This window comes from Acidimicrobiales bacterium (assembly GCA_040219515.1).
In the GTDB taxonomy this organism is placed as follows: Bacteria; Actinomycetota; Acidimicrobiia; order Acidimicrobiales; family Aldehydirespiratoraceae; genus JAJRXC01.
This window is the reverse complement of the sequence record JAVJSI010000017.1, coordinates 164,324-177,449: the sequence shown is the minus strand read 5'-3', so window position 1 is coordinate 177,449 and position 13,126 is coordinate 164,324. Positions and strand designations below refer to the sequence as shown.

14 protein-coding genes are annotated in these 13,126 nt (G+C 67.6%); 8 read left to right on the top strand and 6 right to left on the bottom strand.

Going from position 1 to position 13,126, the window contains the following annotated elements:
- Nucleotides 1-58: 58 nt before the first annotated feature.
- Complete coding sequence (locus tag RIB98_18040; GenBank protein MEQ8842884.1) at nucleotides 59-1,003, bottom strand: asparaginase; 945 nt, start codon at nucleotides 1,001-1,003, stop codon at nucleotides 59-61.
- A gap of 137 nt (nucleotides 1,004-1,140) precedes the next feature.
- On the opposite strand from RIB98_18040, the gene RIB98_18035 reads away from it, so the two are divergent.
- Nucleotides 1,141-2,154, top strand: coding sequence for a phytanoyl-CoA dioxygenase family protein (locus RIB98_18035; protein ID MEQ8842883.1), 1,014 nt, complete (start codon nucleotides 1,141-1,143; stop codon nucleotides 2,152-2,154).
- A 153-nt stretch (nucleotides 2,155-2,307) separates the two neighbouring features.
- A complete protein-coding gene (locus tag RIB98_18030; GenBank protein MEQ8842882.1) occupies nucleotides 2,308-3,159 on the top strand; it encodes a thioesterase family protein in 852 nt (283 codons plus the stop codon).
- Nucleotides 3,160-3,198: 39 nt separating this feature from the next.
- Here the strand turns inward: RIB98_18030 and RIB98_18025 are convergent, their stop codons facing one another.
- From RIB98_18025 to mftE, 3 genes are all read right to left on the bottom strand, one after another.
- On the bottom strand, nucleotides 3,199-4,323 hold the full coding sequence (locus tag RIB98_18025; protein ID MEQ8842881.1) for an NDMA-dependent alcohol dehydrogenase: 1,125 nt from the start codon (nucleotides 4,321-4,323) through the stop codon (nucleotides 3,199-3,201).
- A gap of 91 nt (nucleotides 4,324-4,414) precedes the next feature.
- The gene (locus tag RIB98_18020) at nucleotides 4,415-5,206 is read right to left on the bottom strand and encodes a mycofactocin-coupled SDR family oxidoreductase (protein MEQ8842880.1); all 792 of its coding nucleotides are present in this window, start codon (nucleotides 5,204-5,206) and stop codon (nucleotides 4,415-4,417) included.
- 32 nt (nucleotides 5,207-5,238) lie between these two features.
- Nucleotides 5,239-5,904 (bottom strand): mycofactocin biosynthesis peptidyl-dipeptidase MftE, encoded by a 666-nt coding sequence (gene mftE, locus RIB98_18015; GenBank protein ID MEQ8842879.1) that lies wholly within the window; start codon nucleotides 5,902-5,904, stop codon nucleotides 5,239-5,241.
- A gap of 24 nt (nucleotides 5,905-5,928) precedes the next feature.
- Here mftE and RIB98_18010 point away from each other — a divergent pair, with 24 nt between their 5' ends.
- The 4 genes from RIB98_18010 (at nucleotide 5,929) to RIB98_17995 (ending at nucleotide 9,418) form a co-directional block, all read left to right on the top strand.
- Nucleotides 5,929-6,060, top strand: a complete 132-nt coding sequence (locus tag RIB98_18010; protein ID MEQ8842878.1) for a hypothetical protein — start codon at nucleotides 5,929-5,931, stop codon at nucleotides 6,058-6,060.
- Nucleotides 6,061-6,072: 12 nt separating this feature from the next.
- Nucleotides 6,073-7,257 carry an acyl-CoA dehydrogenase family protein gene (locus RIB98_18005; GenBank protein MEQ8842877.1) on the top strand — a complete coding sequence of 395 codons (1,185 nt, stop codon included), beginning with the start codon at nucleotides 6,073-6,075 and terminating at the stop codon, nucleotides 7,255-7,257.
- A 2-nt stretch (nucleotides 7,258-7,259) separates the two neighbouring features.
- Nucleotides 7,260-8,336 (top strand): acyl-CoA dehydrogenase family protein, encoded by a 1,077-nt coding sequence (locus tag RIB98_18000; GenBank protein MEQ8842876.1) that lies wholly within the window; start codon nucleotides 7,260-7,262, stop codon nucleotides 8,334-8,336.
- Nucleotides 8,337-8,473: 137 nt separating this feature from the next.
- Nucleotides 8,474-9,418 (top strand): type IV toxin-antitoxin system AbiEi family antitoxin domain-containing protein, encoded by a 945-nt coding sequence (locus tag RIB98_17995; GenBank protein ID MEQ8842875.1) that lies wholly within the window; start codon nucleotides 8,474-8,476, stop codon nucleotides 9,416-9,418.
- 38 nt (nucleotides 9,419-9,456) lie between these two features.
- Here RIB98_17995 and mftD read toward each other — a convergent pair whose 3' ends face one another.
- Together mftD and RIB98_17985 are read right to left on the bottom strand one after the other, a co-directional pair.
- Complete coding sequence (gene mftD / locus RIB98_17990) at nucleotides 9,457-10,626, bottom strand: mycofactocin biosynthesis FMN-dependent deaminase MftD (protein ID MEQ8842874.1); 1,170 nt, start codon at nucleotides 10,624-10,626, stop codon at nucleotides 9,457-9,459.
- Nucleotides 10,627-10,740: 114 nt separating this feature from the next.
- A complete protein-coding gene (locus RIB98_17985; GenBank protein MEQ8842873.1) occupies nucleotides 10,741-10,923 on the bottom strand; it encodes an antitoxin in 183 nt (60 codons plus the stop codon).
- A gap of 91 nt (nucleotides 10,924-11,014) precedes the next feature.
- Here RIB98_17985 and RIB98_17980 point away from each other — a divergent pair, with 91 nt between their 5' ends.
- Nucleotides 11,015-12,235 (top strand): CaiB/BaiF CoA-transferase family protein, encoded by a 1,221-nt coding sequence (locus RIB98_17980; GenBank protein ID MEQ8842872.1) that lies wholly within the window; start codon nucleotides 11,015-11,017, stop codon nucleotides 12,233-12,235.
- Between the two features lie 167 nt (nucleotides 12,236-12,402).
- Nucleotides 12,403-13,107: a Bax inhibitor-1 family protein gene (locus tag RIB98_17975; protein ID MEQ8842871.1), complete on the top strand. Its 705-nt coding sequence runs from the start codon at nucleotides 12,403-12,405 to the stop codon at nucleotides 13,105-13,107.
- Nucleotides 13,108-13,126 lie beyond the last annotated feature (19 nt).

Below are 13,126 nucleotides of genomic sequence, written 5' to 3'. Positions count from 1 at the left end.
TTCTGGCGAACGTCGAGAACGTACCAGCGACGCCCGTGCTTCGGACAGTTCGAGGCCCTCAGCCGGCGACGCGAACCGATCCGACCTCGGTGCCGACCCAGTTGCGCAGGACACGTGGCACCGGCGCGGGGACGAGGCCGAGCTCCGCCAGCGCCCACTCGATGGCCAGGTCCGCCGCCCGGGTGGCACCGTCTCGAGCCTTGAGCGCGATGGCGGCACCCGAAGCGAGATCGATGCCGCAGAACACACCTTCGGCCCCGGTCTTCACCGCGAACGCACCCCGACCGGCCTCCATGAGTCGCGTGCACGCACGGTCGGTGCCGGCGACCATGAAGGGTTGCGCCGTCATGGCGGCGAAGATCCTGCGACCCTCATCGGTCCGACCCAGCACGGCCCACCCGGCAGCGAGTCGGTCGAGTGGCATCGCCCACACGGGGATGCCGCATCCGTCGATGCCCGGCGTGGTCCCGGCGAGGTCGACGCCGCAGCACTCCTCGATCGCCGGGGTGAGATGGTCGGCCTGGAGGGCATGGCCGGGAGCGAGGTAGCCGCGGTGGTCGAGATCGAGTTGACGGCACACCGAGAGGAACCCGGCGTGCTTGCCTGAGCAGTTGTTGTGCAGTGGCGTGGGGGCGGTGGCCGCCGCTGCCAGCGCATCGGCGCTCGCACGGTGCACCGGCACGTGAGCTCCGCACTCGAGATCGTCGGGGCCGAGGCCGAGGTCCGCGAGCCAGTCACCCACGACCTCGACGTGGCGGGGCTCGCCGCCGTGACTGCCGCAAGCAACCGCCAGTCGTTCGTCGCTGATGGCGAACCGGTCGGCCGCGCCGCTGCGCACGAACGGCAGCGCCTGCACCGGCTTGAGCGCAGAACGAGCGAAGACGTCACGCTTCCCGACGCCACGCGACCACAGAATGCGCCCCTCGGGATCGACCGCGACGACATCGACTTCGTGGCAGCTCTCGATGTCGCCACCTCTGAGGACGTTGACGATCACTGGCATGGACACGCGGCGAGAGTAGCCGCCGGAGCCCGGATGAACGGCGTGCACTTTCCCGTCGAGAGCAGTCTGTGGTTTGCTGAACCCACGGTCCGGAGCCCTTGTGTGCAGCAGGACGGTGATGAGCGAGGAGGACAGGGATGACTCACCACGTGCTCGAGCAGGTTGAGACGCTTCGTGACGCAGGCCGGTGGCCCGATGCAGTCGATCTGCTCCGGGGCCAACTGGTCGTTTCAGAGGATCTCGCATTGGAGTCGGCGTTCGTGCAGGGGCAACACTCTGCGTTCGCCACGCTCGCCGATGAGGACGGTCCGCCGGAATGGCCGCCGACTGTCCCCGATTTCTTCACCGATCACGATGCGATTCCCGAGATTCTTGGTTCCGAGCTGACTGCGGAACACCTGGCCTCGGCGCTGCAACACCACGGGTCACTGATCGTCCGTGAGTTCATCGCTCCGGATCACCACGAGTTCCTGCGGACGATGATCGATCGCGCCTTCGACGCGATGGCGGCCTGGGAAGTCGACCCAGAGGCGGATCTCTCGCCCTGGTTCGTCGAGTTCCAGCCGGACGAGGGGTACTCACTCGGAGCGTGGGAACGTCTCTTCGTCACGTACGGCGGTGGAGTCCACGCCGTCGATTCCCCGAGAGCATGGTTCCACGTGGTCGAGACCTTGCGAGCAACCGGCATCGGTGATGTCATCGCGGGCTACCTCGGCGAACGGCCCGCGCTCTCGGCGAAGAAGACAACGCTGCGTCGTGCCGGACCGGACTGCCGCAACGGGTGGCACCAGGACGGCGCCTTTCTCGGCAAGTCGACGCGGTCGGTGAATGTGTGGACGTCACTCACCGACTCGGGGGTCGACGCCCCTGGCCTCGATGTCGTGCACCGAAGCTTCGAAGAGATTCTGGAAACGGGAACTGAAGGCGCACAGTTCACCTGGTCGGTGAGCGAACAGTTGGCGCGGGAGAAGGGCGGCGATGTGCTCGAGCGGCCGGTGTTCAACGCCGGCGACGCGATGCTGTTCGACGAGAAGACGCTGCACCAGACGGGCCGCGATCCCGAAACCATGACGAAAACCCGCTACGCGCTGGAGACATGGTTCTTCGCGCCGTCGACCTACCCGCACGAGCAGATCCCGGTGTGCTTCTAGATCTCCCGCCCGGTGGCTGACCGGCCGTCGGCAGCACACGGCCGGGCGCCATCGAGAACTCTGCCGAGCGGCTACCGGCCGCACGTGCCGAGGCCCGACGGCTCCGAACGATAATCCTCGGGCCTCGTCCGGGATGAGGACTACGGTCGCTCCGTGGCAGACCTCGCGCACGACACCTCGGTGGTCACGACCGACCGGGCTGAGTCGTTCACCCACTTCACCGCCGACATCTCCGCCGAATGGGCGATATGGGGACCGATGGGCGGCTACATCGCGTCGATCGCGCTCCGCGCCGCCGGCGAGCACTGCGGTCGCGCTCGTCCCGCGTCGATCAACGCGAATTTCCTGGCCGCCGCTGCGTTCGCGCCGGTGACCGTGCAGGCGACCACGCTGCGGACCACGCGGGTCGCCACCTGCGTGCGGGTCACGGTCGTCCAGGACGAACGGCCCGTGATCGAAGCCACCGTCTGGGGCACCGACACCACCGACGGGCTCGAACACCACACGACCCGGCGGGCGCCCGACGTCCCCCATCATTCCACCCTGCCCAGCTTCCACGAACGCCTCGCCGCGCAGGACGAAGCGGTGATGTACGAGTTCTGGAATCGGCTCGACTTCCGCCCGACCGAGTGGACCGACGACTGGATGAACCGGGCGCCGACCGAGCCGGCACAGAGCTCGTGGTACCGGTTCGTCGATGGTCCCCGTTTCGACGAACCGTGGCTGGACGACACCCGGCTGCTGATCCTGACCGACCTCGATGCATGGGGGGCCGCAACCAACGCCCACACCGGCGAGCTCGCCTGGTTCGCCCCGACCATCGAACTCACCTGCCGCTTCCTGCAACCCGCCCACGAGTACGAGTGGCTGCTGAGCTGGGGCGACGCGCCGGTGGGGCGGGCCGGGTTGATCGGCGTGGAATCCGAGGTCTGGTCCGAGGACCACCGCCTGCTCGCCATCGGCGGCAGCACCCTTCTCTGCCGACCGGCGCCGACCGAGAGCTGAGCCCGCCGACACGGTCTGAGGTCCGGGCGGCCGGCGAGGTCAGTCGAAGACGAGCACGCCGCGGATGTTCTTGTCGTCGCGCATGTCCTGGTAGCCCTCGTTGATCTGGTCGAGGGAGTAGGTCTGGGTGACGAGCTCGTCGAGCTTCAGCTGACCGGCCTGGTACATGCCCAGCAGGTGCGGCACGGCGCGGCGGGGGCTGTCCGATCCGAAGATGGTGCCCTTGATCTGCTTGTTCATCATGGCGAACTCGAAGAGGTTGAGTGACACGTCCATCTGCATCATCGGGGCGAGCCCGGTGACCACGATCGTGCCGCCCTTGCGGGTGAGGAACTGGGCCGGCGCGAGCATGTCGCCGTGGATGACGCCCGCGGAGAGGATCACGCTGTCGGCCATCACGCCCTCGGTGAGACCGCCGACGAGTTCCATCGCTTCTTCCATCGACGATGCCGTGTGGGTGGCGCCGAACTCGGCGGCCTTCTCCCGCTTGAACTCCGACGGATCGACGGCGACGACGTTCTTGGCCCCGGCGACCTTCGCCCCCTGGAGTGCGTTGGCCCCGATGCCGCCACAACCGACCACCACCACGGTGTCGCCCGCCGTCACCTCGGCCCGGTTGACGGCGCTGCCGTAGCCCGTGGCGACGCCGCAGCTCACGAGCGCGACGGGGATGAGCGGCAGGTCCTTGTCGACCTTGATGAGTGAGTCCTGGTGCAGGAGCATGTGTTCGGCGAACGTACCGAGCTTCGCCATCGTGTTGACGTCTTCGCCGTCGGGGCCGTGGTGACCGCACCGGCCGTCGCTGATCATCCCCGGGCCGAGCGTGCCGGCGCCGAGGTTGCAGAGGTTCTGCTGACCGGATGCGCACCAGCGGCACTTGCCGCAGGCGGGCACGAAGGAGACGGCGACATGGTCGCCCACCTCGAAGTCGGTGACGCCCTCACCGAGTTCGATGACGACCCCGGATCCTTCGTGGCCACCGATGACCGGGAACATCGAACCCTCGGGGCTGCCGAGGTCGCCGGTGACGAGGTGCTCGTCGCTGTGACAGAGACCGGCCGCGTGGGTCTTGACGAGCACTTCGCCCTTGCCCGGCGCGTCGAGCTCGACGTCCTGGACCTTCCATTCCTGGTTGGCCCCGTAGAGCACTGCAGCACGCGTCATCATCTCGGTTCGTTCCTCCGTCCGGTGAATGAGCGAACCGTAGTCCCGGCCCCACCGCCGAGTCAGATGCACCGACCCGGAGAGGACCACCTCAGATGGTGCTGGTCATCCCGCCGTCGACGGGCAGGACGACGCCGGTGACGGCGGCTGCCGATTCCGAGCACAGGTAGGCGACCGCTCCGGCGATCTCCTCGGCCTCGACCAACCGACCGATGGGCCGCTGGTGGGTCGCGAACTCGTCGATGTCGGTGTCGTAGGCGGTGGCGGAGGCCTCGAGGATGGCCGTGCGGGTCGACCCGGGGGCGATGGCGTTCGAGGTCACGCCCGTTCCCGCGAGGTCGACGGCGAGCGCGCGGACGAGCCCGACCACACCGTGCTTCGCCGCGACATAGGGCGCCATGTTCTGGAGACCGACGATGGCGGCGGTCGACGCGACGCCGACGAAGCGGCCGCGCCACGGCTCGGGGCTCTCGAGGATCGCGGGGATGGCCGCGCGGGCGGTGTGGAACACGCCACGCAGGTCGATGTCGACCACTGCATCCCACTCCTCGTCGGACACCTCCCACATGCGCTTGCCGGCCGCGAACACACCGGCGATCGCGATCGCGGCGTCGAGGCGGCCGTAGAGATCGACGGCCGCCTCGACCGCAGTGCGCACCGCGGCCTGGTCCCGCACGTCGGCGACCATCGCGTGAACGTGCTCGCCACCCTCGGCGGCGACCGCCTCGAGCTGGTCACGGGTGCCCAGTCCGTACGGAATCGCGGGTTCGTCGGCACAGATGTCGGTGGCGACCACGGACCAGCCATCGGCGACGAGGCGGGCGACGGTGGCCGCCCCCATCCCGCGGGCAGCTCCGGTGACGAGGGCGACAGGTCGGGTCATCCGCCCAGCGTCGCAGGTACCGGCCGTGGTGGCTACCTCACATCGATCCGGGCCGCCGCGTCGTCGACCAGTGACGCCAGCAGCGCGCCGCCCTCTTCGGCCGACGCCCCGGCGGGGTCACCCAGAACACCGCTGGGCGACACGCCGCGCACGCCCGACTCGATCATCTCCGGCAGCAGTTCGGTGAGCGGTTCGGTGTTGCCGGCTACCGCTGACGGGAGGTCCACCAGCTCGGGGGCCAGGTGCAGCATGAGTGACGTCTCGGTGCGGCCCGCGTGGGCATCGGCGCCGGCGACCCGGACGGACCAGACCTCGAGCGCCCGTCCCTCCTCCGTGCAGGTGGCCGACGCAGCCCGTAGCGCATACGCGTTGCCGCCGTGGGCGTTGATCACCACGATGCGGGCGAACTCGGGCCCCGCCGTACGCACGAGCTCGACGAGCAGGTCGGCCAGCACTTGCGTGCCGATCGACAAGGTACCGGCGAACCCCTCATGTTCTCCCGACGCACCGATGGCGATGGGCGGCCCGACCGCGACATCGTCGAGTCGACCGGCCACGCCGTCGGCCACCGCCACCGCGATGCGGGTGTCGGTGTCGAGGGGGAGGTGTGGTCCGTGCTGCTCGGTCGCCCCGAGTGGGACGAGCAGGGTGAGCTTGCGGCCCGACAGCTGCGGCGATGTGTGGATTCCGAGGTGCATCGTCCTCGACGGTACTGTCCCGCCATGGCTGCCTTCGAGATCCGCCGGCACACCGATGTGACCTGGGCGCCGCGGTCGACGCAGCACTTTGCCGGCGCCGGCCACTTCCCGGCGCGTCGCGAGATGGCCCGAATGGCGGTCGGCGATCCGGTCTGAGACAGTCGCGGCATGCATGTCGACCTGACACCCGACCAGAAGGACCTCCAGGCCGAGCTCCGCGACTACTTCACGACGTTGATGACCGACGAGGTGAAGGCGTCGATTCGCAACGACGAGCTCAGTGCCAACGAGCCCTACCGGGATCTCATCCGCAAGATCGGCGCCGACGGCTGGCTCGGGGTGGCGTGGCCCGAGGAGTACGGGGGCAAGGGCTACTCACCCGTGGAGAACTACATCTTCTTCAACGAAGCCCAGAAGGCGGGCTGCCCCATCCCGTTCCTCACGACCAACACGGTCGGTCCCACGCTGCGCAACTTCGGCACCGAAGAGCAGAAGAACGACTTCCTGCCCAAGATCCTCACCGGCGACATGTTCTTCTCCATCGGCTACTCCGAGCCGGGCGCCGGGTCCGACCTCGCCTCGCTGCAGACGAAGGCGGTGAAGGACGGTGACGAGTGGGTCATCAACGGCCAGAAGCTCTACACCTCGCTCGCGTGGGACGCCGACTACATCTGGCTCGCAGCCCGCACCGATCCCGACGCACCCGCCCACAAGGGCATCACCATCTTCCTCGTGCCCACGAGTGATCCCGGCTTCTCGATCACGCCGTTCATCACGATGGGCACGACCAACACCACGGCCACGTTCTACGACGACGTACGGGTGCCCGAGTCGGCCGTCGTCGGCGAGGTCCACGGCGGCTGGAACCTCATCACCAGCCAGCTCAACCAGGAGCGGGTGTCGCTGTGCGCGGCCGGTGGCATCACCAACACCGTGAACCAGATCATCGACTGGGCCCGCGAGACCGAGCATCCCGACGGCGGTCGTGTGATCGACCAGGAGTGGGTGCAGGTGAAGTTGGCCGAGATGCGGGCGCGAGTCCGTTTCCTCGACCTGCTCAACTGGAAGGTCGCCTACAACCAGACCACCGGGGTGCTCAACCCGGCAGTGGCCAGCTCGGTGAAGGTGTGGGGCTCCGAGTCGATGCACACGATCTACAAGGAGGCGACCGAGTTGTTCGGCGCCCTCGGCGCCCTCCGGCCGGGCTCGCCCGGTGCCATCCTGGCCGGACGGATCGAGGAGCTGTACCGCGGCGTGTGGGTCCTCACCTTCGGCGGCGGAACCAACGAATTGCAACGAGACATCATCGGGTGGGCCGGCATGGCCCTGCCCCGCGAGAAGCGCAGGAAGTAACGATGGACTTCAACCTCAACGAGACCGAGCAGGCCGTCAGCGACCTGGCGATGCAGATCCTCGGCGACAAGATCGACCACGAGCGGCTCAAGCAGATCGAGGCCGGGGACCGGTGGTTCGCCGCCGACGAATGGGCGTTGATGGCCGATGCCGGCCTCATCGGCATCGCCCTCCCGGAGGCGCACGGGGGCGGAGGGCTCGGCATCATCGAGGCCGGGCTGGTCTGCGAGGCTGTCGGACGCCACGTGGCGCCGGTGCCTGCGCTGCCGACGATGCTCGCCGCGCTGACCATCGCCGAGTTCGCCGACGACGCGATTTCCGCGGAGCTCCTCCCCGGCGTGTCTGACGGCTCACGGATCCTCACGGTCGCGACCGCCGAGTACCTGCGCGACGACCTGACGCGTCCCGGCGTCACCGCGTCCGCCGACGGCTCGCTGACGGGCGTGAAGTCCGTCGTCGAGTTCGCCGACTCGGCAACCCACGCCGTCGTCAATGCGATCGGTCCCGACGGCGTGGGCCTCCACCTGGTCGAGCTCGACGGCGTCGCCTCGCAGGCCGGAACGACGAGTCGGCGGGAACCCGTCCACGAGCTCACCTTCGCGTCGACCCCGGCCACACTGTTGGCGTCGGGCGACGACGCGGTCCGCTGGTTCGAGGCCCGCTGTCTCGCCCTGGTGTGCGCCACCCAGCTCGGCGTGGTCGAGGGTCAACTCCGCCTGACGGCGCAGTACACCAGCGAACGCGAGCAGTTCGGTCGCCCGATCGCCACGTTCCAGGCGGTCACCCAGCGGCTCGCCGACTGCTTCATCCAGGTCGAGGGCCTGCGCCTGATGACACAGTCCGCCTTGTGGCGGATCGCGAACGACATCGACCCGTGGGAGGACCTGCGCATCGCGAAGTGGTTCGGTTCCGAGGGCGCCCATTTCGTCGCCCACGGTGCCCAGCACATGCACGGCGGTATCGGTGTCGACGTCGACTATCCGTTGCATCGCTACACCCTGTGGAACAAGCACCTCGAGGTCACCCTCGGCGCCGCCAGCCAACAGCTCCGCACCCTCGGAAAGTCCCTCGCCTCCTGACCCCCACCTTCCCGAAATTGATGCGAGTTCACCACCCCAACGGTGGTCAACTCCATCAAGAACGGGGCGGTTGACGCGATCGCGCCCGGGTACGCCAGACTGAGCGCCACTTCCTCCTTCTCTCACGGAGGAAGTCCATGTTCCCACCCGAATCCCTCGCCCAGCTGATGCGCGACCAGCACGGTGTCGTCTCGCGGTCACAGGCCCGACGTCTCGGCCTGACCGACCGCCAGATCGACCGACGCATCAGTGGCGGCGAGTGGATCGCTACCCACCGCGGCGTCTACCGCCATCACATCGCGCCGGCTGGCTGGCACGCTCGAGTCCTCGCGGCGTGCCTCGCGTTCGATGCGTTGGCCAGCCATCGGGCGGCAGCCCGTCTCCATGCCGTCGATGGCGTCACGACCCCGATTGTCGAAGTGAGCGTGGGTCACGGACGCTTTCGGGACCCGGAGGGTGTGCACCTTCACCAATCGACCCAGATGCGCCTGGCCGAACCAACGACGATCGACGCGATCCCCGTCACCGGTCTGGCCCGGACCGTTCTCGACTTCGCCGCCGTATCCAGCTTGATCCGCACCAACGGTGTCATCGATTCGCTGATCAGGAGCAAACGTCTCGGCCTCGACGATCTCGTCCACGTGCTCGCCCGCCACTCCCGGAAGGGACGCGACGGGTGCGGGCGACTGCGCGCCGTGCTCGACGAACGAGTCGGTGAGATCGGTGTGCCACGCAGCGATTGGAGTCGACACGTCGCTCGTCTGCTGGTCGACCACGGCCTTCCCAAACCCGAGTTCGAGTACCCGGTCACGACGCGCGGTGGTGTCGTACTGGCCGAAGTCGATCTCGCCTACCCGGCCGAGGGAGTCGCGATCGAGTTGGAGAGCGTGCGCTGGCACCTCAACCGAGAGTCGTTCGAGCGGGACCCGGCGCGGCGCAACCAGGTGGTGAACGCCGGCTGGACACCGCTCGCCTTCACCTACCAGCAGTACTACGAACGGCCGATTGTGCTCGTCGCGACCGTCCGCGATGCGCTTCGCCGAGCTCACCCGGCGGTTCTTGATGGAGTTGACCACCGCTGAGGTGGTGAACTCGCATCAATTTGCCGGGGTGTGGGGAGTCAGGTGGGGGGTGGGGAGAAGTTGTCGGGGACGATGAGGTCGTCGGGGGTGAGGTCGGCGATCGAGTCGACGCCGATACCGCGCAGGGTTGCGTCGATACCGCCACGCAGGATGTCGAGGACGTTCTCGACCCCGGCCTGGCCGTTGGCCGCCAAGCCCCAGAGGTAGGCGCGCCCGATGAGCACCGCGTCGGCGCCGAGGGCACAGGCCTTGACGACATCGGAGCCGCGTCGGACACCACCGTCGAGGACGACCTCGATCTGATCACCGACGGCGGCGACGATCTCGGGCAGCATGCGGATCGATGCCGGGGCGCCGTCGACGTTGTTGCCGCCGTGGTTGGACACCGACACGCAGGTGGCGCCGGCATCGACCGCCCGGCGGGCCTCGTCGGCCCGCACGACGCCCTTCACCATGAACGGCCCGTCCCACTGCGAACGCAGCCAGGCGACGTCGTCCCAGGTGGGCGGCGGCGTCCCCATCCAGGTGCCGTAGGCCTCGAAGAAAACCGGGGGCTCGTCGTCGCCGGTGACGAAGTTGGGGACGGTGAGCAACGGGATCTGACGTGACTTGGCCCATTCCCACGCATAGCGAGGCTTCTTGATCACATCGGGCACGTGGGGCAGCAGTTCCTTGACGGTGAACGCCTGCGGGATCGCCGGGCTGCCCCAGTCGCGACCATGGGAGAACGACCAGTCGAGGGTGAGGATGAGGCCGACCGCGCCGGCAGCCTTGGCGCGCTCCATGCGGGCGATCATCGAGTCTCGATCACCGGCCCAGTAGAGCTGGAAGAACAGCTGCGGGTTGGCGGCGGCCACTTCTTCGACCGGCTTCGAGCCGAACGAGCTCAGGCCCATGGGGACACCACGGTTGGCGGAGGCGCGAGCGACCGCCACCTCGCCGTCGGGGTGAACGGCCTGCACGCCGGTGGGCGAGATGATCACCGGCATCGACGCCGGCTGGCCCATGACGTTGACATCGATCGTGCGCTCAGCCGCCTGGCCGGCGGTGACCGGGCGGAAACCCAACTCGTTGAAGGCCGTCACGTTGTCGTTCATCGAGATGCCGGCTTCGGAACCGGCGATCAGTGCGCCGTAGACCGACTTCGGGATTCGTTTCTTCGCACGCTGCTGAGCGATTGCGACCGTTTCAAACCAAGGATTACCCACGCTCGTGCCCTCTCGTCCGACTGTCGACGGTACCGCCGAGCGGCGGCAACGCGTGTGCCCGCCGGACGCGAAAAACCGCGCCCCGCAGGGCGCGGTTCATCGACACGAAGAGACTCAGGCCTCGTCGCCGCTCAGGCCGTCGATGACGTCCTTCGCCTTGTCGGCGGCCTGGTCGACCTTGCCATCGTGCTCATCGGGGAGCTTGTCCTTGGCGACGTCGGCGGCCTTGTCGATGGCGCCTTCCACCTTGCCGGCGTTGCCGCCCACAAGGCCCTTGATCTTGTCGAGAATGCCCATGGGGCCTCCTGGTCTTCGATTTGACCTCGTGGTCAAAACTACGATTCGACACTACCCGCTATTGTCCGATTCACCGAAGAAGGGAGTGCCGATGCCCGGCCCGCTCGAGGGAATCAAGGTCATCGACATGACCCAAGTGATCGCTGGTCCGCTGGCCTGCATGTTGCTCAGCGACCTGGGGGCCGAGGTGATCAAGGTCGAGCCTCCGGCGTTCGGCGATCTCACCCGGCTCGCCCAGTTCTCGAAGGGCGGACTCAACAGTTCGGTGGTCAGCAACAACCGGGGAAAGCGCTCGATACAGATCGACATCGCGCAACCAGACGGTCGCGACCTCGTGCTCGAGATGATCAAGGACGCCGATGTCGTGGTGCAGAACATGCGCCCCGGCGTGATGGAACGCCTGGGCGTCGGATGGGACGGCAGCTCGGCCGTCAATCCCGACATCATCTACTGCTCGATGTCGGGCTACGGCGCCACCGGCCCGTATGCCGACCGGGCCGTCTACGACCCGATCATCCAGGCAATGGCCGGCTATGTCGCCCTGCAGGTCAACCCGCAGGTCCCGATTCCCGATCTCGTACGCAACGGCGTGGTCGACAAGGCCGCCGCGTGGATGGCCGCGCTCGCCATCACCAGCGCGCTCTTCGCCCGCGCTGAAGGCAAGGGCGGCCAGCACATCGAGCTCTCGATGCTCGACATCGCCGTGCAGTTCCTCTGGCCCGACGGCGGCATGGCCGACACCATGCTCGATCCCGACATCCCGCCCAGCTTCCGTCTCAGCCAGATCTACACACTCAGCGAATGTGCCGACGGCCACCTCGTCTACTTCGTCATCTCCGACGAGCAGTTCCGCGGCCTCTTCACCGCACTCGGTCACCCGGAGTGGATGGACACCTACGGCGACGCGCAGTATCGCCAGGAGCATCGAGAGGAACTCGGGGCACTGCTCGGCAACGCGTTCCTCGAATGGAAGCTCGCCGACCTCCTGCCGCGCATGCACGAGAACTCGGTGCCGTGCGGTCACGTGAATCAGATGGAGGATCTGCCCACCGATCCGCAGATCGTGCACAGCGGTACGTTCGTCGAGTGGGAGCACGAGACGGCCGGCCGTATCCGCAGCCCTCGCATGTCCGCCACCTTCAGCGCAACGCCGCCGCCGTTCAAGGCATCGGCCCCGGTTCTCAACGAACACGTCGACGAGGTTCTCGCCGAGATCGGCATCACCGCGGAACAGCGACGAGCCCTGCTGGACGCCGGAGTGATCAAGGCGCCGGAGTCCTCGGCACCCGGCGCCCCGGCGTTGGACGAGTAGACGTAGGGCGAATCGCTCCGGCTCCTCCAGCCACGGAACTCCGGCATCGCGACGTGTCGGGGGCCAGGTCGAGAAAGGCACTCCAGAGATCGACCTCCGGGTCGGGCGCCCCGAACGGCGGTGCGTCCCGAACGGCTGTGCGCCCGCGCAAGCGGTAGACTGGAAACATGTCCTATGGCGAACTCGACCTCCGACCGGTAGCCGTTCTCGACGACGAGGCCCGCGGCGATTTCGTGGTGCGGGTGTACCAACACCTGATGGCCGCGATCCTCGTGTTCGCCGGCATCGAGGCGATTTTCCTCAATACGCCGATCGCCGAGAGCATCTACGATTTCGTGAGCAGCGGCGGCGGCATGACCTGGCTGCTCATCCTGGGTCTCTTCATGGTCGGCCAGTGGATCGCGGCCAACGCGGCAGCGGACCTCCTCAACCCCCAGAAGCAGTACGCGGGCCTGTTCGGTTCGGCCCTCGTCTACGCGGTGCTGTTCGCGCCGATGCTCCACTACGTCTTTCGCACACAGGACGGCGGCACCACGGTGGCCGCCGCCGCCCTGATCACCGGTGTCGCCTTCGCCGGCCTCACCGTGGTCGGCTTCGTCACCCGCAAGGACCTCTCGTTCCTGCGGCCCATGGTGATGTACGGATTCGTCGTGGCCGGGGTGTTGATCCTCGGTGCGATCCTCTTCGGCTTCAACCTCGGCGTCTGGTTCTCGGTCGCCATGATCGCCCTTTCGGGCGTGGCGATCCTCTACCAGACCCAGACCATCATCCGGAAGTACCCGTCGCAGGCCCACGTTGCCGCGGCGCTCGGGCTCTTCTCGTCAGTGATGACGATGTTCTGGTACGTGCTGAGCCTCCTCAGCCGCCGCTAGGCAACGCTTCAGCAACGCC